This window comes from Mucilaginibacter sp. Bleaf8, assembly GCF_018390515.1.
Classification (GTDB): Bacteria; Bacteroidota; Bacteroidia; order Sphingobacteriales; family Sphingobacteriaceae; genus Mucilaginibacter.
Map to the genome: position 1 here is coordinate 147,764 of NZ_JAHBBK010000001.1, position 26,985 is coordinate 174,748.

Consider the following 26,985-nt stretch of genomic DNA (forward strand, 5'->3'; position numbering starts at 1 on the left):
GTAGTCGTTATAGTTTGCTAAGATAACCGTACGCCACCAACTCTGTTCTGTCTTTAATCAATTTTGTACAGCCGTTGTTCAGCAGCACAAGTTTATCGCTAATCTCCAGAATGTTGTGGTATTGATGGTCGGTAACTATAAATCCTTTATGTGCCGACCGCTCACCAATAATCTGCTTAATTTCCTCCGCCTGCACCGGCGAAACGTGGGTAAAAGGTTCATCCAACAATATATAGTCGGCCTTACTATATAAAATCATCAAGGTTTCCAGTTTGCGTAGTTCGCCTCCCGAGAGTTGTCCCGGCTTTTTATTTTGATGTTGCTGATAAATAGCAAAGCCGGTAAACTCACGCCATGCATATTCGTCAACCAGCATTGAAGCTGCTTTTGCAATAGTTAAGCTATTGGGCAGGTAATTATGCTGGGGCAGGTAAGCAACACGGTTGTTCAGGTAACCCTTGTTTACATACTCATCATCAATGCTGATGTGCTTAAACTCTGGTTTTAATGTACCGAAAATGATTTTGAGTAAACTTGATTTCCCACCTCCATTGCGGCCTAACAAACCGGTTACTTGTCCGGGCCTGCAATCAATATAAATATCCTGTAAAATTTTACGGCCATTAAAGGTTAACTGCACGCTATCAACCTTAAGCATATAAAAAAGATTTGCTGAACAATGCAATTACGGCTAACAAGATGAATAAAAGAAGGTCGATACTAAATGTATAGCTATAAAGCCGGCCTATGCTGTAACCAGCGTTGCGGTAATAGTAATAAGTTTGATAGGAAAAATACTTTTGAAAAAATGCAGCCGATGCATAACCAGCTAATTTGAAAACTATAATTACCGGCAAGAAAAATAAGCCGGTACGTAGCATTAGCGAGATACTTATCAGCGTGAAAATAAAGTTATACAGCCATAAGCGTTTTGCGAATTGCCATAATAGCATAAGTAACTGATTCATTGTGAAGTGAAGGTGTTCTCATCTAACTCTGTTAGCTGATTTTTATTGTGCTTCTTTTGAAGAAATGCAGGCTATTGAGGTTGCAAGATGAAGCAATAACTCAAAACATACTTAATTGCGAATTGTCTTTACCGCCCAGTTCAACTCTTACCTGATTAACTAATATATGTGCTTGCCTTGTGGGCTCGGGTATGCGGTAACCTTTAATGCAGTTCTTGATAATATCTACACTCTGGTCCAGGCTTACCTTATGGCCTGGCGATATAAAGATTGGATTACAATTTCTTTTACTTTTTAAAGCGACGCCAATCACTTCCTGGCGGTCGTACATCGGGCTTGCGGCAAATGGCTCGTTGGCTGGTTCTTCGTACCGGCCAAACAGGCGGCTTTTAGCGCTGCCAATAGTGGGCGTATTGGTTATAACGCCAAAGTGTGATGCGATGCCCATGCGCCGCCGGTGTGCTATGCCCTGGCCGTCTAACACCAGCAGGTCAGGCTTCGTTTCAAGTTTGTTCCAAGCCTCCAACAGGGCAGGTACTTCTCTGAAAGCAAGCAAGCCTGATATGTAGGGGAATGTTGTTTGGCTTACAGCTGTGGCATGGCCTATAATTTCCATCTCCGGGTATTTGAACAAGACAATACCCGCGTATACTATTTCTGAATACTTGTTGAACGATATATCTGAACCGGCAATAATGCTGATGTGCTTTTCGAGCGGTTGTATTTTGATCTGGCTGCGCAGTTCATTTTGGTAGGCAATGGCTTGCTCGGCGGTTAGCTGTTCATAATTGGCAGGTATCATCATACCTGATATAAACAAAAAAGCCCCCAGTTGTTTACCGGGGGCTTTGTATAAAATAGGTTAACCTAAGTACGATTTCAAAATTTTGCTGCGCGATGTATGACGCAGGCGCTGTAAAGCTTTGTCTTTAATCTGACGAACACGCTCACGGGTCAGGTTAAATTTCTCGCCAATCTCTTCTAATGACAGCGGGTGGTTAGTGCCCAGGCCAAAGAACAATACGATGATTTCGCGCTCACGCTCGGTTAGCGTAGATAGTGAACGTTTGATCTCTTCTGATAACGATTCGTTGATCAGGATAGAGTCGGTATTTGGCTCCTGGTTTTCCAGTACATCCAGCAAGGTGTTTTCTTCGCCCTGAACAAAAGGAGCATCCATAGATACATGGCGGCCAGAGTTGCTCAGCGTGTCTGAAATCTTGTCAACGGTAGTTTCCAAAATATCAGCCAGCTCTTCAGGTGATGGCTCGCGCTCATACTCCTGCTCTAGTTTAGAGAAAGCCTTGCTGATTTTGCTTAATGAACCTACCTGGTTCAATGGCAAACGCACAATACGGGATTGCTCGGCAATAGCCTGCAGGATGGACTGACGGATCCACCATACGGCATAGGATATAAATTTAAAACCTTTAGTTTCGTCAAAACGCTTAGCTGCTTTAATCAAACCTAAGTTTCCTTCGTTTATTAAGTCGCCCAGGGTAAGGCCTTGATTTTGATATTGTTTAGCAACAGATACTACGAAACGCAGGTTGGTTTTGGTTAAACGTTCCAGCGCGGCTTGGTCGCCTTCGCGGATCTTTTGAGCTAAAATTACTTCTTCTTCAGCAGTGATTAGGTCAACCTTACCAATTTCGTGTAAGTATTTATCAAGTGATTGTGACTCACGATTGGTAATGGATTGTGTTATTTTGAGTTGTCTCATCTACTTTTATACCTCGATTCTTGTTTTAGAATTGAACGTGCAAAGGTAAAAAAAGTTATCGAATTATATTACTTAAAATGATAATTGCAATATAATATTAAAATAAATTTTTTCAGTCTTTTCAGTGTTCGTTGTTATCCCGCATCAATCATACCAATGCAGTTTAATTGCATTAAATGTCTGTCAGTTTAAACACATTTTTTACACGTATGCCTTTATCGGTGTTTTGCAAAGTGCAGCATTCATGCACTGCGTCGTGTTCAAAGTACAGAATATACTGGTTATCCAGCGCTTCCTGCAGCAGGGCCTTCTTTTCTTGCATGGCCTGTAATGGAAATACATCATAGGCAGCTACATAGGGGATGGGTAAGTGCCCAATGGTAGGTGCCAAATCGGCCACGTAAAACACTTTTTTGCCTTTGTACTGTAATAATGGCAGCATCATAGATTCGGTATGCCCTGATACAAACCGGATTTGCATATGGGTTGTAAACTGTGTTCCGTTTGGACTTTCATCAACAAAACGCAGCCGACCACTTTCATGCAATGGCTGCAGGTTCTCTTTTAAGAATGAGGCTTTTTCGCGCTCATTTGGGGCAATCGTTGCCCAGTCCCAATGTTTTTGGTTAGTCCAGTATTGCGCGTTTTTAAATGCCGGAACCAACTGGTTTCCCTCACGATTTACTGCACCGCCCACATGGTCAAGATGTAGATGAGTTAAAAACACATCGGTAATATCATCGGGCGTAAAGCCATGTTTGGCCAGCGATTGGTTCAGGATGCCATCATTTTGCAAATGCATGAGTCCCGAAAGCTTTTCACTTAGCTTGTTGCCAATTCCGGTATCAATCAAAATCAGGCGGTTGTCGTCTTTAACCAGCAGGCATCGCATAGCCAGCGTGCAAAGGTTGTTTTCATCGGCCGGGTTAGTTTTTTGCCAGATGGATTTCGGTACCACGCCAAACATAGCGCCACCATCAAGCTTAAAAAGGCCGGTGTCTATAGTATAAAGTTCCAAGGTTGGATGGTTGATGTTTTGGGTTAGCGATGAAAATAGCAAATAAAAAGCAAAGTCCACAATAGCAGCCAAGTAAATTAGCTGATATTGTGGACTTAATGAAATCGCCTTATATATTATAAGTGTATTACTTCGCCGTAAGCATCAGCAGCAGCTTCCATAATGGCCTCGCTCATGGTAGGGTGAGGGTGTATGGTTTTGATGATTTCATGACCGGTAGTTTCCAGCTTGCGGGCGGCTACTACTTCGGCAATCATTTCGGTAACGTTGCTGCCAATCATGTGCGCACCCAGGAATTCGCCATATTTGGCATCAAAAATTACTTTTACAAAGCCGTCTTTTGCACCTGCAGCACTTGCCTTACCCGATGCCGAGAATGGGAATTTACCAATTTTAACTTCGTAACCGGCTTCGCGTGCTGCTTTCTCGGTATAACCAACAGAAGCAATTTCCGGCGAGCAGTAAGTACAGCCCGGGATGTTGTTGTAATTGATAGGCTCAACATGTAAGCCGGCAATTTTCTCTACGCAGGTAATGCCTTCGGCAGATGCCACGTGAGCCAGCGCCTGGCCTTTAACGATATCGCCAATGGCATAAACGCCTTCTACATTGGTACGATAGTAATCGTCAACCAGTACTTTGCCTTTATCAAACTTAACGCCGGTTTCTTCCAAACCAAGGCCTTCCAGGTTGGTAGCAATACCAACTGCAGAAAGTACGATCTCAGCTTCTAAAACTTCGGTGCCTTTTTCAGTTTTTACTGTTGCTTTGCAAAGATCGCCGGTGGTATCAACCGATTCAACAGTTGATTTGGTAAGGATGTTAATTCCCTGCTTTTTAAGGCTGCGGAACAATGCTTTTGAAATCTCCTCGTCCTCAACCGGAACGATGTTATCCATAAACTCCACTACAGTAACTTGTGTGCCGATAGAGTTGTAGAAGTAAGCAAACTCAATACCGATAGCACCCGAACCAACCACGATCATCGATTTAGGTTGTTTAGGCAGTACCATGGCCTGGCGGTAACCAATTACCTTTTTGCCATCCTGAGGCAGGTTAGGTAATTCGCGTGAGCGGCCGCCGGTAGCTAATATAATGTGTTTGGCAGTATGCTCGGTAACTGCGCCATCAGCAGTTTTAACTTCAACTTTGCCTTTACCTTTCAGTTTACCAAAACCGATGATCACATCAATCTTGTTTTTCTTCATCAAGAACTGAACGCCTTTGCTCATGCCTTCGGCTACGCCTCGGCTCCTTTTAACAACGGCTTCAAAATCAACCACGCCTTGCCCTTCAATGTTAATTCCATATTCGGTAGAGTGGTTTATATATTCAAATACCTGTGCACTTTTCAATAAAGCTTTGGTTGGAATACAACCCCAGTTAAGGCAGATACCGCCTAACGACTCTTTTTCAACTATGGCTGTTTTAAGGCCCAGCTGTGAGGCACGGATAGCGGCAACATAACCACCGGGACCTGAGCCAATAATAATTACATCGTAGTTCATTATTTTTTACTTTATCAGTTTGCTGCCAAAACTAAGTAAAAACGGCGATACTTAAAACCTGAGGTTTCTATCAATAATGTATGTAGTGCAATATTTTTTCTGTGAGGTAGGAGAGGTTTCTACAAAATGAGGCGGCAGAGGGAAAATATGAGGCGTTTTTTGCGCATAACTTAACAAATCATCCAAATACCATAACTGAATTAAAAATATCAACAATTATGTTGCGAGATATTTAAAAATGTTGAAAATTATTAACATTAACTTAACATTGAAACAGAAGCCATTATCTATATTTGCAGTAAATTTTTAAAACTATTTAAACGTTCATTAAACACAAAAGCATGAGAAAAAATTTACTTCTCGTAATGTTGTTTCTGTTCTCTACAGCGGTAACCTTTGCACAGGTTACTACCAGTAGTATAACAGGAACATTGAAAGATGCTAAGGGTGACGTATTGATTGGAGCAACCGTCAGAGCGACACACCAGCCAAGTGGTACAAACTACGCCACAACAACCAACGCTGACGGAAGATACACTATTCCGAATATGCGTACTGGCGGTCCATATGTCGTAACAATCACTTACGTCGGTTACGAACCTAAAAGCATTCCTAATATTAGTTTGTCTTTAGGACAATCATTCGTATTGAATGAAGTCATGAGTCAGACTGGTACAGCGCTAAGTGATGTTGTTATTAAGGGTACTGCTGCTTCACGTTTGTTAAACAGCAACAGGCAGGGGTCTTCAACTAACATTAGCACCCGTGAAATAGCAACTCTGCCTACCATTACACGTAACATTAATGATTTAACCCGTTTGACTCCGCAAGCAAGCAGTACAAGCAATGGCGCGATCGGTGGAGGTAATTATCGTCAGAATGCAATTACGGTTGATGGTTCTAATTTTAGTAATCGTTTTGGTATAGGAAGCAATCTGCCGGCTAATGGCGCACCTATTTCGTTGGATGCATTGTCTGAAATTTCAGTTAACGTAACTCCTTATGATGTAAAACAAGGTGGTTTTATTGGTAGTGCTGTTAACGCCGTTACTCGTTCCGGCACAAACAATATTGAAGGCTCTGTTTATACTTATTGGAGAAGTGATAATCAACAAGGTAATAAAGTTGGTGATGCTACTTTTATAAAACAAAAGCTACAACAAAACCAAACTGGATTTAGGATCGGTGGCCCAATAATCAAAAATAAATTATTTTTATTTGTCAACGGTGAGTTTATGCGCCAGACATCTCCTGGCCAGCAATTTACCGCATCATCAGCAACTAATCCATTTACTGTCGGTAACAATCAAAACGTTAAAAGGCCAACTGAAACTCAATTAAACGATATAAGCAACTTCTTGCGTACCAAATATGGCTACGAAACAGGACCATACCAAGGTTATGATTTCAAAAGCAAGAACAATAAATTTTTGGCTCGTTTAGATTGGAATATTAACGATAATAACAAGTTTAATATTCGTTACAGTCAGGTTGAAAGTTCTGCACCAAGCTTTGTGAGTACTTCTCGCAGTCCATTAGGTGATTTTGCACAAAGCCGTACAAGCCAATATGCTTTAAACTTTGCAAACTCCAACTATTATCAGGACCAAAATTTGTATTCTCTGTCTGCTGAATGGAATTCAAATTTTAACTTGTTCAATACTAAGCTTGCAAACACATTGCGTGTTACTTATGATCACCAAAATGATCCACGTAGCTCGGATAGCCAAGTGTTTCCTTTTGTTGATATTTTACAAGCAGAGGGAAATTCTCCAAACTACCCTCTTACCTCTTTTGGGTATGAACCATTTACTTATGGCAACCTAAGAGATGTAAAAACCACTACGGTTTATGATTATGTAACTTGGATTAAAGGTATACATAATTTTACTGCTGGTCTACAAGCTGAGTTTAGCAAAACCAAAAATGGTTTCCAACGTTTTGGAACAGGCTATTACACATTTGCATCGTGGGATGATTTTGCGAACGGCGCTAATCCTACAGAATTTGCTATTACTTATCCATTGAATGAGGGCTTTAAACAAGCATATCCAAGCTTTAAGTTTGCACAATACTCTGCTTACTTTCAGGATGACATTTCTTTATCAGATAGATTTAGAGTATCTCCAGGTTTAAGATTGGATTTACCTACGTTCCCTGGCGTTGATGAGATTAGAACTCACGATCTGGTAAACACCTTGGCTTTCAATGGTGGTTATAATGTAAACACTGGAGTATTGCCAAAAACAAGAGTAATGTTCTCTCCGCGTATCGGTTTTAATTACGATGTTAACGGTGATCGCTCCTTACAAATACGTGGTGGTACCGGTATTTTCACGGGCCAGATTCCTTTTGTTTGGATCGTGTCTCAGTCTGGTGACTCTGGATTATTACAATTTACACAAACCTATTCTGGTGCGAATGTTCCAGGTCCGTTCAACCCAGATCCAACAGCTTACCGTCCAACAACATTACCTAAAGCGGGTACTACTATTCCAAGTGCTATCAGTGCTATGGATCCGAACTTAAAGTTTCCGCAAGTTTGGGGTAGCAACTTAGCCGTTGATGTTAAATTACCTTTCGGCATGATTGGTACTTTAGAAGGAATGTATAAAAAGGATATTAACAACGTTTACGGTACCAACGTTAACTTAGTTAATCCTCAAACAATGAATGTTTCTGGCTATCCAGACCACAGGGACTTATATCCAAGCTCCAATGCAAACAAGTTTGTTAATCCACTTGTAGGTGGTCTTCCAGTAGCAAATGGTACTACTGGTGGTGGCGCATTTAATGCTATCGTGTTAACTAATGGTAATCCTGGTCATTATTATAACGTTACTGCTAAACTAGACAAGCCGTTCAGCAATGGTTTATCAGTAAGTTTAGCTTACAGCAGAAGTGGTGCTAAAAATATTTATGATGGCAGCGGTGACCAATTAATCAATACTTGGTCTGGTACTCAAGTAGTAAATAACCCTAATAATCCACCTTTGAGCTATGCTAGTTATGTAGTTCCTAATCGTGTGATCGCAAGTATTCAGTATCGTAAAGAATACCTTAAACATTTAGCTACTACTGTATCTATGTTTTACGAAGGTTCAATCACAGGTAGGTTCTCTTACACTTATTCTCAGGACTTTAATCGTGATGGTCAAAGAAATGACTTGATATATGTACCTAAAGATGCAAGCGAAATTACTTTTTCACCGGTTACGGCAACAAATGGAACTGTTATTTACACAGCACAACAGCAAAGCGATGCTTTCTTTGCATACATAGCTCAGGATAATTACTTAAGCAAACGTATGGGTAAATACGCAGAGCGTAATGGTGCACAGTATCCATGGAGAAATCAATTCGATTTCAAATTTTTACAAGATTTATTTGTTAACGTAGGTGGTAAACGGAATACCATACAGTTTTCATTTGATGTATTTAACGTAGGTAACTTGTTAAACAGCAAATGGGGTAAATACAAGCTTATTAACAATAATTCAATCTTGGTTCCAACCAATGTATCAAGCTTGGGTACCACAGGTACTGTTAAACCAACCTTTAACTTAGCTACAGACAGAGGTTCCCTAATTACCAATACATTTAGAGATGATGTAAGCTTAAACTCAACTTACTTTATGCAGTTCGGGTTAAGATATATCTTTAACTAATCAATACATAATGAAAAAAGCCCTAAGCTATTTAGCTTAGGGCTTTTTTTTGATAAATGATAAATCACCACTAGTTTCGTATCAAATGAAAAGCCACTGCTTCTTTGCGGTGGCTTTTCATTTAAACTGGTATTGTAAATGTAAAACTTTAATACACAAACTCTCCAAATTCCGACTGCACTGTTACCTGCTTTTTATCGGCAGCCTCAACACGGCCAATTATCTGGGCATCTATACCAAAGATTTTTGAAATTTGGATCAGGTCTTGGGCTATGGTTTCGGGTACATAGAGTTCCATGCGGTGACCCATATTAAACACTTTGTACATTTCCTGCCAATCGGTACCCGATTCCTCTTGTATCAGTTTGAATAATGGCGGAACAGGGAACAGGTTATTTTTAATTATATGCAGGTTGTCAATAAAGTGCAGTACTTTAGTTTGGGCGCCGCCGCTGCAGTGTACCATACCATGTATCTGGCTACGGTAGTTATCCAGTATAGCCTTAATTACCGGTGCGTAAGTGCGGGTAGGCGATAACACCAGTTTACCGGCCGTTACAGTTTGGCCGTTGCCAATATCAATCAGATCGGTTAAGTTTTTACTGCCAGAAAATACCAGGTCTTGCGGTACGGCTGGGTCAAAGCTTTCGGGGTAGGTTTGCGCTACCAGCTTGTTGAACACGTCATGGCGGGCTGAGGTCAGTCCATTGGAGCCCATACCTCCGTTATATTCTTTCTCGTAGGTTGCTTGCCCATATGAGGTCAATCCTACAATCACATCACCAGCCTGAATGTTATGGTTAGAAATCACTTCATCGCGGCGCATACGGCAGGTAACGGTCGAGTCGACGATTACGGTACGCACGAGGTCGCCAACATCGGCTGTTTCACCGCCTGTTGAATGAATGCCGATGCCAAAGCTGCGCAGCTCTTCCAAAATTTCTTCCGTACCGTTGATGATAGCAGCAATTACTTCGCCGGGAATCAAGTTTTTATTACGGCCTATGGTAGAGGATAGCAGGATCTTGTCAGTAGCACCCACGCAAAGCAGGTCATCCAAATTCATAATTATAGCATCCTGTGCTATGCCACGCCAAACCGAAATGTCGCCGGTTTGTTTCCAGTACACGTAAGCCAACGATGATTTGGTGCCTGCACCATCGGCATGCATAATATTGCAGTAATCCGGATCGTTGGTAAGTATATCAGGAATGATTTTACAAAATGCTTTTGGAAATAAGCCCTTGTCAATGTTCTGGATGGCGCTGTGCACGTCATCCTTCGAAGCTGATACGCCCCGCTGATCATATCTTTGCTGAGAAATCATGGTCAAATATAAAGCTTACAGTTAGCTTTAAACAATAAAACCGTTACTTTGCCAAATATCACGTTCCTTATGTTTAAAACAGTACTACGTTACATTACCCAATGGCGACTCAGGCAGGCTTCACAGCGCAATTTTTTAATTTTTTGCAGTGTGATTGTAGGTTTGTTGGGCGGCCTGTCGGCAGTGGCTCTCAAATACCTGGTGCATTTTATGGAAGAATTGAGCCGGCATATTGCAGAGCATCTGCCTTTCCATATCATTTACGTGTTTTTACCTGCTTTAGGTATTTTACTTACTGTTGCTTATGAACACCTGATCAATCGCGATCATATACAAAAAGGCATCGGTAATCTGCTGATCAGCATCAAAAAAAACAAATCTAATATCGGGATAAATAACACGTACTCGCATCTCATCAGCAGTTCGCTTACAGTAGGTTTCGGCGGATCATCGGGCTTGGAGGCGCCTATTGTATGTACGGGTGCTGCGATAGGCTCAAACACAGGTCGTTTTTTTAACCTGAGCGCTTATGAAAAAACGATATTGCTGGCAGCCGGTTCGGCAGCAGGTATTGCAGCGGTTTTTAACAGCCCGATTGCTGGTGTACTATTTGCTTTAGAGATTTTAATAGGAGAGATTACCATTCCAACTTTTATCCCGCTGCTTATTGCTTCGGCAACAGGTGTTGTTGTAGGTAAAATGCTGAATTCGCGCCAGCTGTTTCACCTCGTTACGGAAGGATGGCTTTTTAGTGCCCTGCCATTTTATGTGCTATTGGGTATACTGAGCGGGTTTGTTGCTTTATATATTACCAATGTAGCTGATAGGCTGGAGAAAGGAATATTTAAAAAATACAATCGTTATGTAAGGGCTTTAGCAGGTGGCTTGCTGCTGGGTATTATCATTTTACTATTTCCACCGTTGTTGGGCGAAGGCTATCATTACCTTCAAGAAGCACTGAACGGTAACATGGAGGCTTTAAAAGAGGAATCACTCTATGCCGACTGGTTATCGCAACCTGTACTGATGCTCCTGTTCATCGCCGCTTTAGTACTTATTAAGGTTGTAGCAGCCGGTATTACGCTGGGATCTGGTGGCAATGGAGGTACCTTTGCGCCAACCATGTTTACCGGTGCATTTCTGGGCTTGCTGCTCGCTTATGGTGTTAATCAGACGGGTATCATACATTTAAATACCAGTAATTTTATAGCAGTGGGTATGGCAGGCGCTTTAAGCGGCGTTTTGCACGCACCGCTTACTGCTATATTTTTGATAGCCGAAATTACCGGTGGATATGTGCTTTTTATTCCGCTCATGATTGTTTCGTCTATATCCTACATCATAGCACGTATGTACAACCCGCACAATATGTACTGGACGCACCTGATCCACGAAAAACGCATCTATCCGGACCAGGATTATAGTATGCTAAGTACAATAGGGTTAGATCAGGTGATAAACCGCGAGTATACATTATTACAGAAAAGTACGCCAATGACGGAGTTTTTTAAAGCACTATCAACTACCAATGTTAATATATTTCCGATAGTTGGCGATAGCGGCGAACTGGAAGGGGTGATCTGGATGGATGAAATTCGCAAACGGCTTTTTGACAACCAGACTGCCAGTGCAACGGTTGGCGATTTTATGGTCAATCCACCGGCAATTGTGCAACAAGATCAGTCGGTAAGTAACGTTATGGAATTGTTTGACCGTTTGGACGTATGGCAGTTGCCGGTAGTGGACGATGGTAAGTTTATTGGCTTTATATCCAAATCAGCATTGTTAACCAAATACCGCCAGGCGCTTATCCAGCAACACCGTAACGCCGATTTTTTTGCACGGTACGATGATGCACATTGATTTCTAAACCAATACATAAAAAAAGCCCCGGTAGCTTCTGCTATCGGGGCTTTACTTTTAAGCGGGATTTTTATTTCAAGAATAACAATTCTCTGAATTTAGGCAATGGCCAAAGCGCATCATCAACCAGCTGCTCCAGTTTATCTACATGGTAGCGAATAGGGTCGAAGAAGGTTTTAACCGTTTCATCATATGCAATGGCACGCTCACGAACGTCTTCAATAACGTTAGCTTTTTTACGTGCTTCAACCATTTGGTCGTTATTGGATTTAATGAAATTAATATGCTCCGAAAGTTTGGTAATGATGGAAAGTTGTGCCTCATAACTGCTTTCAGGCAAGCCAATATCTTTTAAACCTTTTACGTTTTCAACCAGTTTGCTTTGGTAGTTGATGGCCGTTGGGATGATTACGCTGTTTACCAGTTCGCCCATTACACGCGCCTCAATCTGCAGCTTTTTGTAAAATTCCTCTAACAAAATTTCATGACGGGCATGTGCTTCACGGCGGGTAAATACGCTGGTTGACTCAAATAACGCCTGTGTTTTTTCTGACACCAGCGCGTCCAATGCTTTCGGTGTGGTTTTAATATTGGTTAAGCCCCGTGCTTCGGCTTCCTGCTGCCATTCCTCACCATAGCCATTACCCTCAAAGCGCACAATTTTGGATTCTTTGATGTAACGTTTAATGATGGTTAACAGGGCAACGTCTTTCTTTTCGCCTTTTTTCAGCAGTTTATCTACATCCACTTTAAACTTGCGCAACTGGTCGGCCACGATGGTGTTCAGCACAGTCATAGGATTAGCCGAGTTAGCCGATGAGCCGACTGCACGCAGCTCAAATTTATTACCGGTGAAAGCGAAAGGAGAGGTGCGGTTACGGTCGGTATTGTCCTTTAATATCTGAGGAATTTTAGGGATACCCTGCCATAATGAAGACTCTTCTTTGGCTTTGCGGCTGATGCGCGATGTCTCGATCTCGTCCAGAACTTCGGTTAACTGGCTACCCAGGAAAATGGAGATAATAGCTGGCGGAGCTTCATTAGCACCTAAGCGATGATCGTTATTTACTGATGCGATGGAGGCGCGCAGCAAGTCGGCATGTTCATAAACTGCTTTGATGGTATTTACAAAGAAAGTAAGGAACATGAGGTTGTTTTTCGGCGTTTTGCCTGGCGACAACAAGTTTTTACCGGTGTTGGTAATCATCGACCAGTTGTTGTGCTTACCAGAGCCGTTAACGCCGGCATATGGTTTTTCGTGCAGCAGCACTTTAAAGTTATGGCGCTTGGCAACACGGTCCATAACGTCCATCAGCAATTGGTTGTGGTCAATAGCCAGGTTAATCTCTTCATAAATAGGCGCGCATTCAAACTGTGAAGGCGCAACCTCATTATGGCGGGTTTTCAGCGGAATACCTAACTGCAGCGCTTCGGTTTCAAAATCCTGCATGAAAGCATATACACGGCTCGGAATAGAGCCAAAGTAATGATCTTCCAGCTGTTGGTTTTTGGCCGACATGTGACCAAACAGCGTACGGCCGGTTAAGTACATATCAGGACGCGCATTAAATAATGCCAAATCAACCAAAAAATATTCCTGCTCAATACCTAATGAAGCATATACCTTTTCAATGCTCTTGTCAAAGTACTGGCAAACATCAACCGCCGCTTTATCCAGTGCGCTTAACGCCTTTAATAAAGGTACTTTATAATCAAGCGCTTCGCCGGTGTAGGATACAAACACGGTTGGGATACACAGCGTGCGGCCCATGATGAACGCCGGCGAAGACGGATCCCAGGCCGTATAACCGCGGGCTTCGAACGTGTTGCGAATACCGCCGTTCGGGAAGCTTGATGCATCTGGCTCTTGCTGGGCCAGTGCATCACCGGTAAATTTTTCTATCGAGCCATCAACCGTGGGTTCGAAGAAAGCATCGTGTTTTTCGGCGGTGGTACCGGTTAGCGGTTGAAACCAATGGGTGTAATGTGTTGCGCCTTTGCTTATAGCCCATGCTTTCATGGCTGATGCGATCTGCTCGGCAGTATCACGGCCAATCGGCTCACCGTATTCAACAGAATTGATGATGCTATCGTAAGCTTCTTTAGAAATATACTCGCGCATTTTCTTTTTATCGAAAACATTTGCGCCAAAGTACTCGGAAATTTTATTAGAAGGAAAGTTAACCTCTTGTATGGTACGGGTTGCTACCGTTTGCAATGCCTGAAATCGGATATTTGCCATCTTTTTTTAGGTTGTTTAGTTAAGAAACGTAGCAAAAGTATGAATAACTTAACATTAAAAGGCTTCTTAACCATAATATAACATTGTAATGGCTGCAACTTAGTTGAAATTATAATAATTAAGTTTTGAAAAGTTTATCATCATTATAACATCGAAATGAATTAAATGAAAGTATAGCAAAAGTGTTACAAAATCACAAGCATGTTTAAACTTCCAAATAAAATTTAGTCTAAATTGGAAAATGTAAAACTAAATTTTTATCAGCATGCTTACCTCAAAATTCGATTTGTACAAGCGCGAGTGGCTCGACCTTGTATTTGCAGACCGCAACAAAGCCTATGGCGCTTATGATTTACGCGTTCACCATGGGGACTATGTTTTAAAAGCTCTGGCTATTGCTATGTTAGGGTTTACTACCACGTTTGTAACAATTAGTTTATTGGATAAGCCTAATGTGGTGCAGGAAAAACCACCAGTACAGGTCATCCCTGATATACCTATTCCGAAAATTAAACCTGAAGTTGAGAAACCGAAAGACCCTGTATTGAGTCATCCTAAGCAACCTGCAATTAGCAAGCCGGCTGCAACTTCATCAGCACCAAAGGTGGCTACCACCAGATTTGTACCACCTGTAGTTACGAACAGCCCGGCTGCCGTTGATCCGCCAACAATCAGTGATTTACAACATACTGCAATTGGTCCTGAAACAATTAAAGGCGATGGTAAAGTACAGCAGAATGTTGACAGCGGCGCACCTACTAATACGGGTCCAGGTAACGGAGTGGGCGAAGCAGAGAGCAACGCACCTTATTCACCAAATGGAATCGATGTATTACCTGAGCCGCTTGGTGGCAGCGGTGCATGGAGCAAGTTTCTGCAAAAAAACCTGCGCTACCCTTCAACAGAAAACCAGGGCCGTGTTACAATCAGCTTTGTAGTAGAAAAAGACGGTCATCTAACTGATATCACTGTGCTTAAAGGCATATCACCAGAACTGGATAATGAGGCATTGCGCGTGTTAAAATTATCACCCGCCTGGAAGCCGGGCATGCAAAATGGCCGTCCGGTGCGTGTTAAATTTACCGTACCTATTGTGTTTCAATTAAGCGAACAATAAGTATACCTTATATATAAGAGTAAACAAGCGCCTCAAAAGGGCGCTTGTTTTGTTTGCAACCATGTGGTTTTGGTACTACTGCAAACATCTTTAACGCAAAACGCAATATTTATCTGCGCGTTTCAACGCATTTTTCTAATTTTGGGCATTCATCCATAAAAACACAATACATTGGAGCAACACGAATTAACCACCGTTGAAACGGCCAAAGATTTAGGCTTACTGTCTGATGAATTTGAACGTATCAAAGAAATACTGGGTCGTACCCCCAACTTTACCGAGCTTTCTATATTTTCCGTAATGTGGAGCGAACACTGCTCTTACAAAAACTCTATCAAATGGTTAAAAACTTTACCCCGCGACGGCTCTCGTATGCTGGCCAAAGCAGGTGAGGAAAATGCCGGTTTGGTTGATCTGGGCGACGGCATTGGCTGTGCTTTCAAAATCGAATCACATAACCACCCATCAGCGCTGGAGCCTTACCAAGGTGCTGCTACAGGTGTTGGCGGTATTAACCGTGATATTTTTACTATGGGCGCGCGCCCTATTGCGCAGTTAAATTCTTTGCGTTTCGGCGACCTGAATAATGACCGTACCAAATGGTTGATTAAAGGTGTGGTAAAAGGTATTGGCGATTATGGTAACGCCTTTGGTATACCAACCGTTGGCGGTGAGCTGTTTTTTGATGAGTGCTATAATGTAAACCCGCTGGTAAATGCCATGTCGGCCGGTATTGTTAAGGCTGGCGAAACGGTTTCGGCTACGTCATATGGTGTAGGTAACCCGGTTTATATCGTGGGTTCAGCCACCGGTAAGGACGGTATCCATGGTGCGGCATTTGCTTCTAAAGATATTACTGAAGATTCAGTAAATGATTTACCTGCTGTGCAAGTAGGCGATCCGTTCCAGGAAAAACTGTTACTGGAAGCTACACTTGAGGTTATTAAAACCGGTGCCGTAATAGGTATGCAGGATATGGGTGCAGCCGGTATTATCTGCTCCAATTCCGAAATGTCGGCCAAAGGTGAGCATGGTATGCGTATTGACCTGGATAAGGTACCAACCCGCCAGGCAAATATGAAACCATTTGAAATCCTGCTTTCAGAATCACAGGAGCGTATGCTCATCGTGATTGAAAAAGGCCGTGAGGCTGATGTGGAAGCGGTGTTCGAAAAATGGGATTTGAACTGCGTACAGATAGGTGAGGTAACAGACACCAAGCGCCTGCATTACTATATGGATGGCGAACTGGTAGCTGATGTACCTGCCGAAGACCTGGTATTGGGTGGCGGCGCGCCGGTTTATGAGCGCGAATACCGTGAGCCTGCTTATTATCAGGAATACCAAAAATTCAACATCAACGATGTGCCGGTTCCGGAAAACCTGAAAGATGTTGCAGAGCACTTGATTTCACATCCTAACATTGCATCAAAACGCTGGGTAACCGACCAATATGATTCGATGGTTGGCACTGGTACCATGACCACCAACCGTCCGTGCGATGCAGCCGTGGTTGCCGTAAAAGGCACCGACAAAGCCATTGTTTTAACGGTTGATTGTAACTCACGTTATGTAAATGCAGATCCACAAAAAGGTACGGCTATTGCTGTTGCCGAGGCTGCACGTAATATTACCTGCGCCGGTGGCGAGCCGGTGGCAATCACCAACTGCTTAAACTTTGGTAACCCTTACGTGCCAGAGGTATTCTGGCAGTTTGTAGGCGCTATAAAAGGTATGGGCGAAGCCTGCCGCAAGTTTGATACACCGGTTACCGGTGGTAATGTGAGCTTCTATAACCAGTCATCAGATGAAGGTCCTGTGTTCCCCACACCAACCATTGGTATGTTAGGTGTGATGGATAACATAGATAATATGATGACTGCCGACTTTAAGCAGCCCGGCGATTTTATTTACCTGATCGGCGAATCGCAAAATGATATCGCATCATCACAATACCTGGCATCATACCACAAAATACAAGCATCACCTGCGCCGTATTTTGATCTGGAAAAGGAATACGCTATGCAACAGGTTGTGAAAGAGCTAATCAAGCATAAAGCTATCCAGTCTGCACATGATGTTGCTGATGGTGGTTTGTACATCGCCATGTTAGAAGCAGCTATGCCATTAGGCTTGGGCTTTGATATTGCTACCGACAGCGACATCCGCAAAGATGCCTTCCTATTTGGTGAGGCTCAGGGCAGGGTAGTGGTAAGCGTTGCGCCGGAAGAGCAAGACCGCTTTGTGGAAATGATGGCTACCAGCGGCGATGTGGATTACACTTTGCTGGGTACCGTAACCAACGGCTTTTTAAATGTAGATGAAGAGCTTTACGGCCACATCACCGATATTAAATTAGTTTACGACAACGTATTACACGTTACCTTAGGCGAATAACTAAGATGCTAAAGCTTAACCGGATACACCACGTTGCCATTATTTGCTCAGACTATCAGAAGTCGAAGCATTTTTATACCCAGGTGCTGGGTTTAAAAGTAGTGCAGGAAGTATACCGGGCCGAGCGCCAATCATACAAGCTTGATCTGGAAGTGGACAACCACTACCAGATCGAGCTTTTCTCTTTCCCCAACCCACCTTCAAGACCATCGCGCCCGGAGGCAGCAGGCTTACGCCATTTAGCTTTTGAGGTTGATGATGTAGCCGAAGCGGCTGCCTACTTGCAAAGCCAGGGGGTGCAAACTGAAGATATACGCATTGATGAACTTACCGGCAAGCAGTTTACCTTTTTTGCCGATCCAGACGGTTTACCGCTGGAGTTTTATCAGGTGTAAACATGTCGGGCGTTTTTCGTTTCAAGCAGTTTGCGATTAATCAGCAGGGCTGTGCCATGAAAATCAATACCGATGGCGTGCTTTTAGGTGCACTTGCTCAAGCAAATTCAAATGCTCGCATACTCGATATTGGTACCGGTACAGGTGTTATTGCCTTGATGCTGGCGCAACGATTTACAGATGCGTATATAGATGCAGTTGAACTGGATGAAACGGCAGCTATAACCGCCAGGCAAAATTTTGTGCAGTCGCCATTCGCAGACCGGCTGCAATTATATGCAGAAAGTTTTCAAAGCTATTTTGAAGGTAATGCTGAAAAAAAGTATGATGTCATCATATCTAATCCACCATTTTACATCCAGTCACTACATTCGCCCACGGCAAACAAAACGCTGGCCAAGCATGCTGATTTAAGTTTTTTTAATGACCTGATTTGTGCTTCAGTAAAGCACCTGCATATTGCAGGTAAGCTATGGCTTATACTGCCTGTAACCACAGCCCAGGCAGTTAAACAGATAGCAACCGGGCAGAAGTTGTTTCTCCAACAAATAATTACCATACATTCGTATCCCGGCAGCGATGCGCATCGCGAACTGTTAGCATTTGGCCTTCAGCAAACAGAACCAACCAGCCAACGTTTTATTATCTATAATGAGCCCAAAAAGTATAGCCAGCAGTACGAGCAAACATTGAAAGACTTTTTTACCATCTTTTGATGTGTCGCTTTGTTAAGCTCTTAGCTCTTTAAGGTTCAGCTATTATTAAAATACAATTTTACTATGACCCGCATAGGTTTGATATCTGATACGCACAGTTACCTGGACGAAGCCGTTTTTGAATACTTTAAAGAGTGCGATGAGATATGGCACGCGGGAGACTTCGGCACGCTTGAACTGGCCGATAAGCTTGCTGCTTTTAAGCCGTTAAAGGGCGTTTACGGAAATATTGATGATAAGGACTTGCGTGCGGTATACCCTGAGAATTTACGCTTCAAATGCGAGAATGTGGATGTTTGGATGACACACATTGGCGGCTACCCGGATAGGTACAGCCAGGCGGTAAAAAAAACAATTTATACCGATCCGCCAAATCTGTTCATCAGCGGACACTCGCACATCTTAAAAGTGCTGTTTGATAAGAAAATCAACTGCCTGCATTTAAATCCCGGAGCAGCGGGTAAACAGGGTTGGCATAAAGTGAAAACCCTCATGCGATTTTCAATTACAGGCAGCCGTATTCATGACCTGGAAGTAATTGAGCTGAAGTAGGCTGTGTTGCTTCGCTGCTACATCAGGTTCTGCTTTTGATGCTCTAATTCAAAAACAGAATCAATTAATAACTCTTTTTGCTGTGATGCAGCCACAGCCAGCCGGTCGCATCGCTCATTTTCGGGATGACCGGCATGGCCTTTTACCCATACGAAACGAACGTTGTGCAGCTTGCTTACCTGCAAATAGCGCAGCCATAAATCTTTATTTTTTTTGCCAGCAAAGCCCTTTTGCAACCAGCCATGTACCCAGCGCTTCTCAATCGCATCCACTACGTACTTTGAATCGGAATAGACTGTTACCTGCTGATTAGGGCTTTTGAGCGCTTCCAGTCCCTTAATTACGGCCAGTAGCTCCATGCGGTTATTAGTCGTCTTTCTGAAACCCTCTGCCAGCTCTTTATAATGTTTGCCAGCCCTTAGCACAACGCCATATCCACCCGGACCAGGATTGCCGCTGGAAGCTCCGTCTGTAAAAATCTCGATCATAAAATTCTGCACAATATTAGGCATTTAGCAGGGTGCAGGCAGAATTTTATATTTTTTTAAAAAAGTATTTGCAAACAAGGAACATATTTCTACCTTTGCAATCTCCAAAACGCGGTAGATGTAGCTCAGTTGGTTAGAGCACTAGATTGTGGTTCTAGGGGTCGTGGGTTCGAGCCCCATCATTTACCCAAAAGCCTCTCATTATTATGAGAGGCTTTTTTGTTTAATATTGATATTGGGATTATCATGACTCTTTACAATAAAACCTTTATATCTTATTATATCAAAACGTTTGTTTGCACACATGCAACAACGGGCAATCACAAGCCAATGAATCTAAAGGTTATCATTCAACGTAATTTATCTCCTGTTAATCACAATAAAGTATTTTGAATACAAGATAGTTGATAGAATGCCTGTGAAGCTTTTTGAAATTGTAACTTTAAAAGCTGCAAGTACGAAAATTGTAACATGATATCCGCTTCTTACGAAATACTATGAGATACAGCGAATAAAGATGGAGCATCTTAAAACATTAATCAGCAAACAAGTGGTCATCAGTGAAAGTGACTTACAAACTGTCATCTCTAAATTTCGCATAAAAGAGCTGAAGAAAGGCCAACTGCTTCTCAAGCGCGCGCAAATTGCAGGCCAGTACTATTACATCAACAGCGGGGCACTGCGCTTCTATTACGGTGACGAGCCGCAGCTGACGGCGTGGGTGGTGCTGCCGGGCGAGTTTTTTGCGGAGATTTCCAGTTTAAATCCGCAGCAGCCAACTCGCTTTAACGTGGAAGCGGTTGAAGCCACTGAGCTGTTTTGCATCGATAAAGCCGACATGGAACTGCTTTACCAGCAACTACCTGCCTGGCAGGAATTTGGCCGCAAGACATGGGAAGCCATGGCGATACGGATGATCGACGAAATTATCCGTTTCCAGACCTTAAGTGCCGAGGAACGCTACCTCGAATTTTTGCGAAAGCCGGGCTTCATGCAGCATGTTACCGTCAAGCAACTGGCCTCTTACCTGGGTATAACACCTAACGCGCTGAGCCGTATCCGCAAAAATCTGCGATAGTTTAAATTACTACCAAATGGTAGTTTTTGGCGTTTTCATAGTGGGTATTTTTGTTGCATCAATACAAAAATATCTACTATGAAAAATACAATACTGGTTGCAGGTGCAACAGGCAACTTAGGAGAAAAAATTTGCAGGGAGTTAATAAAAAGAGGAGCTACGGTAAGGGCCATTGTCCGTAACGAAAGTGAGCCAGCTAAGGTTGAAGCTTTGCAAAAGCTTGGTGTATCCATCATTAAGGCAAACTTTGCCGATGCATCACATTTAGAGGCAACCTGTTCCGACATATCCTGCGTGGTATCTGCATTAGCTGGGCTGCACGATGTTATTGTTACTGCACAATCGCAGTTATTAAATGCTGCCGTGCAGGCTGGCGTGCCCCGTTTTATTCCATCCGACTTCTGTACCGATTATACGCAGCTATCCGAAGGTGACAACCGCAATTTTGATCTGCGTAAAACGTTCAAAAACTTAGTAGATAATAGTGCCATCAAACCGACCTCCATCTTTAACGGTGCTTTTTCTTATGTGCTGCAATACGGCATACCGCTGTTCAATCCCAAGGATCATACAATTGCCTATTATGAGGGTAAACAGGACTGGAAAATTGATTTTACCACACTGGATGATACTGCCGCTTTTACTGCAGCTGCCGCGCTCGATGACGAGACACCGCGATATCTGCGCATAGCCAGTTTCCAGGTAAGCCCTCATGACCTGGCATCCTTAAGCCAGCAATTGTATGGTGAGGCGTTCCGGCTGGTAAACAGCGGTACGATGGAGCAGTTCTCTGCATATAACCAAAAACTTAGAGCAGAAAACCCGGAAGGGGAAAAGGAACTTTACCCAAGATGGCAACAGGCACAATACCTGTACAGTATGTTTGCAGCTCATCACACTGGCCTGGACAATAACCGCTATCCAGATCTTTCCTGGTCGTCTGCAAACGAAGCACTACAACAAATATAACCCTGATAGTACCTACAGTTATGCAAAACAAATATACCGACGAAGAACTGATTCTTCATTGGCCGGGCTTCTCTAATCATTACGTTGAAGTAAACGGAATAAGCTTACATTATGTAGATGGTGGTAGTGGCCCTGCGCTTGTTTGCCTGCCCGGTTGGCCGCAAACTTGGTACTCTTACCACAACTTAGCGCCTGCGTTAGCGCAATATTTCCGCGTAATCGTGGTAGATATCCGGGGCATGGGTAGCTCGGCTACGCCACCGGACGGCTACGACAAGAAGACGATGGCTACAGATATATATGAACTAATTCAGCAGCTTGGTTTAGAACAGGTGTACCTATTCGGTCATGATATCGGCGGCATGGTAGCCATGAGCCTGGCTTTTAACTATCCGCAGGTGGTGGCGAAGCTGATCGTAGCAGACGGCCTTCATCCCAGCGAGGGTATGATGCAAATGCCTTTGATGCCTGCTGCCGATACATTTGGTGACAAAATTGATACCCGACGGCCTTACACCTGGTGGATGGGCTTCAATCAGGTTAAAGGGTTGCCTGAGCAGCTGCTGGAAGGGCGTTACCGCTACCTGCTGGATTGGCTTTTCCACTACGTGATGGTTGATGACAGCAGAATATCGGACTTTGAGAAGGAAATTTACGCCGCTGTTTATAACCAGCCTGAGCGCATCCGTGCCTCCAATGCCTGGTACCAGGCATTTAACCAGGATATTGAAGACAGCAAGGAGTATAGCCGGCTAAGCATGCCAGTACTCGGCATCGCCAGTAATGTATCTTACGGATTTTATCAGTTTGCGCTTCCCGCATTAGCAGAGCAGTATGAACTGATTCACCTGGCAGATACAGGGCATTATATGTTCGAGGAAAACCCGGAAGCCGTAATTGAGATAATTATCAAAAGTTTAATGAATAATAAAGTTGAATAGGGGCTCAAAGCTATTTTTATAGTCAGTAGTCGCTTATAAATTCATTAAAAATACATGCGCCAGCTCATGTACAATAACCCGCTTATCTTCTACGATACTAATCCGTGGAAGATGAGCCGGTTGCTCAAGAATGGTTTGACTACAAACGATCTACAGTCTTTGCGGGGATGTTAATAGCGCTGATGCAGATTTGCAAAACCCGAACCGATGCGATTGCTCTCCATCACAAGGGAGCCGTTAATTTTAAAAGCTGACCAAATATGAGTTGATACGAATAATAAATTTGGATGCTTTGAACTCCTTCCAAGTTAGTTAGGCCGAAATGCTGTAGGCGAATAAGATGTATTTCTTTTGAAGAAATTAGAGAATTGGGCTATATCGTCAAAACCCAATGTCCAGGCAATTGCACCGATACTCCAGTCGGTTTGCCGCAACAGAATCTTCGCCTCCTGGGTGACGCGCATGGCGATCAGATTTGTGGTAGTATAACCAGTCGAATCTTTCAAACTTTTGTTCAGGTGATTAACGTGTATGGCCAGCCGTTCGGCATACTGATGAGCTGTACGTAGCGTTAAACGCTGGTCGGCAGATTGCAATGGGAACTGGCGTTCCAGCAGTTCAATGAACAGCGACGATATTCTTTCCGATGCATTTTGCGTGTTGCTCATTACTGCCATGGGTGTCAGCTTTTGCCCATAGTGAATCAGCTCCATCACCAAGTTCCGTAGCAGGTCATATTTAAATTTGTAATCTGCAATTATTTCTTTCTGCATTTTGCGGAAAATATATTCAATTTCATTCGTTTCCTGTTCATTAAGCTGAAACACAGGCGTACCGCCAGGCTGGAAAATTGGCATATCTTCCAGCACAACGCCAGACTTGGACGGCAACAAGAAATCTGCAGTGAAAACACAGAACATACCGTTTTGATTAGCATCTACCGGATTCCAGTTATAAGGGATTCTTGGTGTGGCAAAAAGCAAAGCATTGCCATCAACCTGAATGGTTTTATCGGCGTAGTCTGCGCTGCTCTTACCTCTAAGCCAGGCGATCTTATAATAACTTCTGCGGCTGTAGGGCATTTGCCGGGTTCCGTCGTGTTTATTAAATAGCTTTTCGCTTTCAAATACGTTGAAATGCCCGATTTCTTCAAGGATACGATCAGGCAAGGCCGCACCGTTTCTCTGATAGAAATCCTGCAGTGTTGAGCTGGCTACCTTTTCTATCTTCTTGTTCACTTAATCGAAATCTATTTTAATTAATTTAACCCTTGCTAACACTTTATAGCAGATGTTTCCCGCGGACGAGGAATTGCTTATTTTAAAGTACCTAATGTAATATATCCAACCGTTGCCTGCAAAATAATTTGCGGCTGCCTGTCAGGTGAAATGTTCTTAGGAAATAAGCTTAAACAGCAATTATAAAGTTCTTCCTGATATATAATTAAAGGATTAACAAAAGAAGCGGATAGCTTTTACTATCCGCTTTAATTTTGTTAACATTAACTTAGATAAACATACCGCCTGAAGCCTCAATTCGTTGTCCGGTTATCCAACGGGCATCTTCTGTACACAGGAATGCTACCACGCCGCCAATGTCTTCAGCTACACCAGGTCTGCCTAATGCGGTAACGGCACTAACCGCTTTTTGAGATTCCTCGCTGTTGCGTAAATGTGCATTACCGAAATCAGTCATGATTGCTCCGGGTGCTACCGTGTTAGCTCTAATGCCTCTTGAACCGAGTTCTTTACCCAGGTAACGGGTAAAAACCTCAACAGCACCTTTCATGGCCGCATAAGCGGATGATTTAGGGTAGGTGATACGGGTAAGGCCGCTGGAAATGTTTACGATACCGCCGCCATCATTTAATAACGGAAGCAATTCTTGGGTTAAAAAATAAACACCTTTAAAGTGAATATTCATTAACTCATCAAAAAACTGTTCTGTTACATCGCCAATCAGCTGATAACCGCCAACACCAGCATTATTAACCAAAAAATCGAAATGGTCGGTACCGAAATCTTCGATTAACTTTTCTTTCAAATGTTCTTTAAATAGACCAAAGCTGCTTACTACGCCAGTGTTCAACTGTAGTTTGGAAGCTTTTCTGCCGCTTTGCCGAATCTGAGCTACAACTTTGTCTGCTTCTGCTTCATTAGTGTTGTAGGTTATAACTACGTCAATACCTTTTTCAGCAATACGCAGGGCCATGTCCCGGCCAAGTCCGCGGCTTCCGCCGGTTATGAGTGCAATTTTACTTTCTCTTGTTGCCATTGTGTTTCTACTGCTAAATCTAAATTGTTACACAAAGTTAGACCGACTGGCAAGGTGAGTGTTTGGTAAATTCAATCGGATATTTGAGAAATTCAAATAATCAGTCTTTGCTCAACCTGTTAAACTCCGGAACGGCCGCCTCAATATTCCGTTAGGCCTCATCCAAAAGGTTTTGATGAACGAATAGGATCGATGCGGTGTTGATATAAGCGATCATAGATTCTTATTTCGAGACCAAAAATGTTAAAGGCTTTAGCGCAAATAAATACCCATTATTAAAGCGGCCGTTATTGTAAGTTTGCTGTTCTTTCATAGCGTTTCCCATTCCGAAGTGTTGATTAATTCAAATTTGACAGCCAAGGTCATTTAAACTGTATGGATTTTCCTAATATAGCCTCCGAGTAACATTTAGGCCTGAAGGCTTTGCAAAACAGTAAAGAAATTATTTTCACCCCAGTGATCGGTAATCTTGCCATCGTTTACTGCTAAGATATCGATCACCTTGATAATAACATGCTTTTGACTTGCTGGAATACCCATGAGCTCCATAGTGTGGATTGCGGTAATCTCTTTGCGGGTGGCCACCTTGTTGTCTTCAGCAAACATGTCTTTGATTTCGACCTTGATGTCTGAAAATGCACCATGTAAAATGCCCGTGAAAAAGTAAATGAGGCCATCCACACCCTCAGGCATGCCTGGTACGCCAGAATGGTTGACAAAATCCGGACTTACCATTTCTTTCAGCAACTCCATGTTGCCACCTTCAATAACTTCCTTGTTGTAACGGGTAATAAGTGATTTGTTTGCTTCTGTACTCATGATTATTTCTTTTAGACAAAGTTACCTACAGAGGCGAAGTTACCTTAGTGTCTAAAGCTCAAAAAAGGCACTGAAAAGCTCAAGGAACGTAATTTTTGGGTAGAACACCAAAATATTGCTTGAATGCTTTGGAAAAGCTTGAGTGGTTTTCATAACCCGCTTCTACATACACATCGCCCGGCTTTGCTGCTTTTGCGCGGAGCTTGTTAGCAGCTAATGTGAGTCGCTGAATTTGCAGCCAGCGTGCCGGGCTTTCATGGTACACCTGCTCAAATTTTCTTTTGAATGTTGCCAGGCTCATGTGGCAAAGAAAGGCCAATTCTGTCAGCGTTAGTTGTTCCGTTAGGTGTGCTTCTATCACCTGGCGTAATCTTTCCTCTTCCGGACGGGCAGATACCGAACGCAAGCTAGCGAGCAGGCCAGGGTGTTTGCTATTCAAATAGGCCAGCAATTCGTTCAACTTGGCATGCATTAAAGGACTATTCATCAGTTCCTGGTCCATTAGTGTATTTACACTTTCAATAAAGCTATGCAGGTAATTATCCCGGTTAAATAAAAGATATGGCGTCCTGGTATCCTGCATTGCACGAGGCTCCTGAAACTGTTCAAGTGCGTTATGCAATGTCTGGCCGTCAAAAAAAATCATAGTACTTTTAATTTGAGCATTTGGTCCCAATCGCTCGGTGAAAAGCACATTGCCAGCTGCCAAAAGCAGTATATGATTTGGCGTGAGGTTAATCGTTTTGTTTTCTATATGTAGTACTTTTTCACCTTCGGTAATCAAACTGATCATGTGCTTGCCAAGACTCGCTCTGCCCTTAATAACAGGGACAGACGAAGTGTAGGGCACAAAAACAACAGCATCATTATTTGGCTGACCGTTCAAAAACAGGTCAGGAACAGGTACAGTTTCCATAAGTCG

At 42.9% G+C, this 26,985-nt stretch carries 22 protein-coding genes and 1 tRNA gene; 11 read left to right on the forward strand and 12 right to left on the reverse strand.

Features of this window, described 5'->3' with window-relative positions:
* Positions 1-7: 7 nt before the first annotated feature.
* From KHS38_RS00615 to lpdA, 5 genes are all read right to left on the reverse strand, one after another.
* Positions 8-658 carry an ATP-binding cassette domain-containing protein gene (locus KHS38_RS00615; RefSeq protein ID WP_213486024.1) on the reverse strand — a complete coding sequence of 217 codons (651 nt, stop codon included), beginning with the start codon at positions 656-658 and terminating at the stop codon, positions 8-10.
* A gap of 410 nt (positions 659-1,068) precedes the next feature.
* The gene (gene nfi, locus KHS38_RS00620) at positions 1,069-1,773 is read right to left on the reverse strand and encodes a deoxyribonuclease V (RefSeq protein ID WP_249665236.1); all 705 of its coding nucleotides are present in this window, start codon (positions 1,771-1,773) and stop codon (positions 1,069-1,071) included.
* 57 nt (positions 1,774-1,830) lie between these two features.
* Positions 1,831-2,691: a sigma-70 family RNA polymerase sigma factor gene (locus KHS38_RS00625; RefSeq protein WP_090466905.1), complete on the reverse strand. Its 861-nt coding sequence runs from the start codon at positions 2,689-2,691 to the stop codon at positions 1,831-1,833.
* Between the two features lie 172 nt (positions 2,692-2,863).
* The gene (locus KHS38_RS00630) at positions 2,864-3,709 is read right to left on the reverse strand and encodes an MBL fold metallo-hydrolase (RefSeq protein ID WP_213488150.1); all 846 of its coding nucleotides are present in this window, start codon (positions 3,707-3,709) and stop codon (positions 2,864-2,866) included.
* A 116-nt stretch (positions 3,710-3,825) separates the two neighbouring features.
* On the reverse strand, positions 3,826-5,217 hold the full coding sequence (lpdA, locus tag KHS38_RS00635) for a dihydrolipoyl dehydrogenase (RefSeq protein ID WP_213486028.1): 1,392 nt from the start codon (positions 5,215-5,217) through the stop codon (positions 3,826-3,828).
* A gap of 341 nt (positions 5,218-5,558) precedes the next feature.
* Here lpdA and KHS38_RS00640 point away from each other — a divergent pair, with 341 nt between their 5' ends.
* Positions 5,559-8,885: a TonB-dependent receptor gene (locus tag KHS38_RS00640; protein WP_213486030.1), complete on the forward strand. Its 3,327-nt coding sequence runs from the start codon at positions 5,559-5,561 to the stop codon at positions 8,883-8,885.
* 148 nt (positions 8,886-9,033) lie between these two features.
* On the opposite strand, the gene KHS38_RS00645 is transcribed toward KHS38_RS00640, so the two are convergent.
* Positions 9,034-10,212 (reverse strand): AIR synthase related protein, encoded by a 1,179-nt coding sequence (locus KHS38_RS00645; RefSeq protein WP_213486033.1) that lies wholly within the window; start codon positions 10,210-10,212, stop codon positions 9,034-9,036.
* 69 nt (positions 10,213-10,281) lie between these two features.
* Here KHS38_RS00645 and KHS38_RS00650 point away from each other — a divergent pair, with 69 nt between their 5' ends.
* A complete protein-coding gene (locus KHS38_RS00650; protein WP_213486037.1) occupies positions 10,282-12,075 on the forward strand; it encodes a chloride channel protein in 1,794 nt (597 codons plus the stop codon).
* Positions 12,076-12,145: 70 nt separating this feature from the next.
* Here KHS38_RS00650 and KHS38_RS00655 read toward each other — a convergent pair whose 3' ends face one another.
* On the reverse strand, positions 12,146-14,317 hold the full coding sequence (locus tag KHS38_RS00655) for a glutamine synthetase III family protein (protein ID WP_213486040.1): 2,172 nt from the start codon (positions 14,315-14,317) through the stop codon (positions 12,146-12,148).
* Positions 14,318-14,582: 265 nt separating this feature from the next.
* Between KHS38_RS00655 and KHS38_RS00660 the strand changes: the two genes are divergently transcribed.
* The 5 genes from KHS38_RS00660 to KHS38_RS00680 all read left to right on the forward strand — a co-directional run bounded on the left by KHS38_RS00660 (position 14,583) and on the right by KHS38_RS00680 (position 19,494).
* Positions 14,583-15,434, forward strand: coding sequence for an energy transducer TonB (locus KHS38_RS00660; protein WP_213486042.1), 852 nt, complete (start codon positions 14,583-14,585; stop codon positions 15,432-15,434).
* A 171-nt stretch (positions 15,435-15,605) separates the two neighbouring features.
* Positions 15,606-17,831, forward strand: coding sequence for a phosphoribosylformylglycinamidine synthase subunit PurL (gene purL, locus KHS38_RS00665; RefSeq protein ID WP_213486044.1), 2,226 nt, complete (start codon positions 15,606-15,608; stop codon positions 17,829-17,831).
* A 5-nt stretch (positions 17,832-17,836) separates the two neighbouring features.
* Positions 17,837-18,226 (forward strand): SMU1112c/YaeR family gloxylase I-like metalloprotein, encoded by a 390-nt coding sequence (gene gloA2 / locus KHS38_RS00670; RefSeq protein ID WP_213486046.1) that lies wholly within the window; start codon positions 17,837-17,839, stop codon positions 18,224-18,226.
* Between the two features lie 2 nt (positions 18,227-18,228).
* Complete coding sequence (locus tag KHS38_RS00675) at positions 18,229-18,942, forward strand: tRNA1(Val) (adenine(37)-N6)-methyltransferase (RefSeq protein ID WP_213486048.1); 714 nt, start codon at positions 18,229-18,231, stop codon at positions 18,940-18,942.
* A gap of 63 nt (positions 18,943-19,005) precedes the next feature.
* Positions 19,006-19,494, forward strand: a complete 489-nt coding sequence (locus KHS38_RS00680; RefSeq protein WP_213486050.1) for a metallophosphoesterase family protein — start codon at positions 19,006-19,008, stop codon at positions 19,492-19,494.
* Between the two features lie 17 nt (positions 19,495-19,511).
* Here the strand turns inward: KHS38_RS00680 and rnhA are convergent, their stop codons facing one another.
* Complete coding sequence (gene rnhA, locus KHS38_RS00685; RefSeq protein WP_213486052.1) at positions 19,512-19,982, reverse strand: ribonuclease HI; 471 nt, start codon at positions 19,980-19,982, stop codon at positions 19,512-19,514.
* A gap of 114 nt (positions 19,983-20,096) precedes the next feature.
* Here rnhA and KHS38_RS00690 point away from each other — a divergent pair.
* The 4 genes from KHS38_RS00690 (at position 20,097) to KHS38_RS00705 (ending at position 22,970) form a co-directional block, all read left to right on the forward strand.
* Positions 20,097-20,170, forward strand: a tRNA-His gene (locus tag KHS38_RS00690).
* A gap of 329 nt (positions 20,171-20,499) precedes the next feature.
* The gene (locus KHS38_RS00695) at positions 20,500-21,060 is read left to right on the forward strand and encodes a Crp/Fnr family transcriptional regulator (protein ID WP_213486054.1); all 561 of its coding nucleotides are present in this window, start codon (positions 20,500-20,502) and stop codon (positions 21,058-21,060) included.
* A 78-nt stretch (positions 21,061-21,138) separates the two neighbouring features.
* Complete coding sequence (locus KHS38_RS00700; protein WP_213486057.1) at positions 21,139-22,029, forward strand: SDR family NAD(P)-dependent oxidoreductase; 891 nt, start codon at positions 21,139-21,141, stop codon at positions 22,027-22,029.
* Positions 22,030-22,049: 20 nt separating this feature from the next.
* On the forward strand, positions 22,050-22,970 hold the full coding sequence (locus KHS38_RS00705) for an alpha/beta fold hydrolase (RefSeq protein ID WP_213486060.1): 921 nt from the start codon (positions 22,050-22,052) through the stop codon (positions 22,968-22,970).
* 308 nt (positions 22,971-23,278) lie between these two features.
* Here the strand turns inward: KHS38_RS00705 and KHS38_RS00710 are convergent, their stop codons facing one another.
* The 4 genes from KHS38_RS00710 to KHS38_RS00725 form a co-directional block, all read right to left on the reverse strand.
* The gene (locus KHS38_RS00710; protein ID WP_349627903.1) at positions 23,279-24,208 is read right to left on the reverse strand and encodes a helix-turn-helix domain-containing protein; all 930 of its coding nucleotides are present in this window, start codon (positions 24,206-24,208) and stop codon (positions 23,279-23,281) included.
* A 268-nt stretch (positions 24,209-24,476) separates the two neighbouring features.
* On the reverse strand, positions 24,477-25,244 hold the full coding sequence (locus KHS38_RS00715; RefSeq protein ID WP_213486063.1) for an SDR family NAD(P)-dependent oxidoreductase: 768 nt from the start codon (positions 25,242-25,244) through the stop codon (positions 24,477-24,479).
* Positions 25,245-25,652: 408 nt separating this feature from the next.
* Positions 25,653-26,063, reverse strand: a complete 411-nt coding sequence (locus KHS38_RS00720) for an ester cyclase (RefSeq protein WP_213486065.1) — start codon at positions 26,061-26,063, stop codon at positions 25,653-25,655.
* Positions 26,064-26,142: 79 nt separating this feature from the next.
* A complete protein-coding gene (locus KHS38_RS00725) occupies positions 26,143-26,979 on the reverse strand; it encodes a helix-turn-helix domain-containing protein (RefSeq protein WP_213486067.1) in 837 nt (278 codons plus the stop codon).
* Between the last annotated feature and the right edge of the window lie 6 nt (positions 26,980-26,985).

What these genes read in the sequence shown, in the direction of transcription:
- KHS38_RS00615 (WP_213486024.1), bottom strand. Translation starts at nt 658, where the DNA reads ATGCTTAAGGTTGATAGCGTGCAGTTAACCTTTAATGGCCGTAAAATT.
- nfi (WP_249665236.1), bottom strand. Translation starts at nt 1,773, where the DNA reads ATGATGATACCTGCCAATTATGAACAGCTAACCGCCGAGCAAGCCATT.
- KHS38_RS00625 (WP_090466905.1), bottom strand. Translation starts at nt 2,691, where the DNA reads ATGAGACAACTCAAAATAACACAATCCATTACCAATCGTGAGTCACAA.
- lpdA (WP_213486028.1), bottom strand. Translation starts at nt 5,217, where the DNA reads ATGAACTACGATGTAATTATTATTGGCTCAGGTCCCGGTGGTTATGTT.
- KHS38_RS00640 (WP_213486030.1), top strand. Translation starts at nt 5,559, where the DNA reads ATGAGAAAAAATTTACTTCTCGTAATGTTGTTTCTGTTCTCTACAGCG.
- KHS38_RS00645 (WP_213486033.1), bottom strand. Translation starts at nt 10,212, where the DNA reads ATGATTTCTCAGCAAAGATATGATCAGCGGGGCGTATCAGCTTCGAAG.
- KHS38_RS00650 (WP_213486037.1), top strand. Translation starts at nt 10,282, where the DNA reads ATGTTTAAAACAGTACTACGTTACATTACCCAATGGCGACTCAGGCAG.
- KHS38_RS00655 (WP_213486040.1), bottom strand. Translation starts at nt 14,317, where the DNA reads ATGGCAAATATCCGATTTCAGGCATTGCAAACGGTAGCAACCCGTACC.
- KHS38_RS00660 (WP_213486042.1), top strand. Translation starts at nt 14,583, where the DNA reads ATGCTTACCTCAAAATTCGATTTGTACAAGCGCGAGTGGCTCGACCTT.
- gloA2 (WP_213486046.1), top strand. Translation starts at nt 17,837, where the DNA reads ATGCTAAAGCTTAACCGGATACACCACGTTGCCATTATTTGCTCAGAC.
- KHS38_RS00675 (WP_213486048.1), top strand. Translation starts at nt 18,229, where the DNA reads ATGTCGGGCGTTTTTCGTTTCAAGCAGTTTGCGATTAATCAGCAGGGC.
- KHS38_RS00680 (WP_213486050.1), top strand. Translation starts at nt 19,006, where the DNA reads ATGACCCGCATAGGTTTGATATCTGATACGCACAGTTACCTGGACGAA.
- rnhA (WP_213486052.1), bottom strand. Translation starts at nt 19,982, where the DNA reads ATGATCGAGATTTTTACAGACGGAGCTTCCAGCGGCAATCCTGGTCCG.
- KHS38_RS00695 (WP_213486054.1), top strand. Translation starts at nt 20,500, where the DNA reads ATGGAGCATCTTAAAACATTAATCAGCAAACAAGTGGTCATCAGTGAA.
- KHS38_RS00700 (WP_213486057.1), top strand. Translation starts at nt 21,139, where the DNA reads ATGAAAAATACAATACTGGTTGCAGGTGCAACAGGCAACTTAGGAGAA.
- KHS38_RS00705 (WP_213486060.1), top strand. Translation starts at nt 22,050, where the DNA reads ATGCAAAACAAATATACCGACGAAGAACTGATTCTTCATTGGCCGGGC.
- KHS38_RS00715 (WP_213486063.1), bottom strand. Translation starts at nt 25,244, where the DNA reads ATGGCAACAAGAGAAAGTAAAATTGCACTCATAACCGGCGGAAGCCGC.
- KHS38_RS00720 (WP_213486065.1), bottom strand. Translation starts at nt 26,063, where the DNA reads ATGAGTACAGAAGCAAACAAATCACTTATTACCCGTTACAACAAGGAA.
- KHS38_RS00725 (WP_213486067.1), bottom strand. Translation starts at nt 26,979, where the DNA reads ATGGAAACTGTACCTGTTCCTGACCTGTTTTTGAACGGTCAGCCAAAT.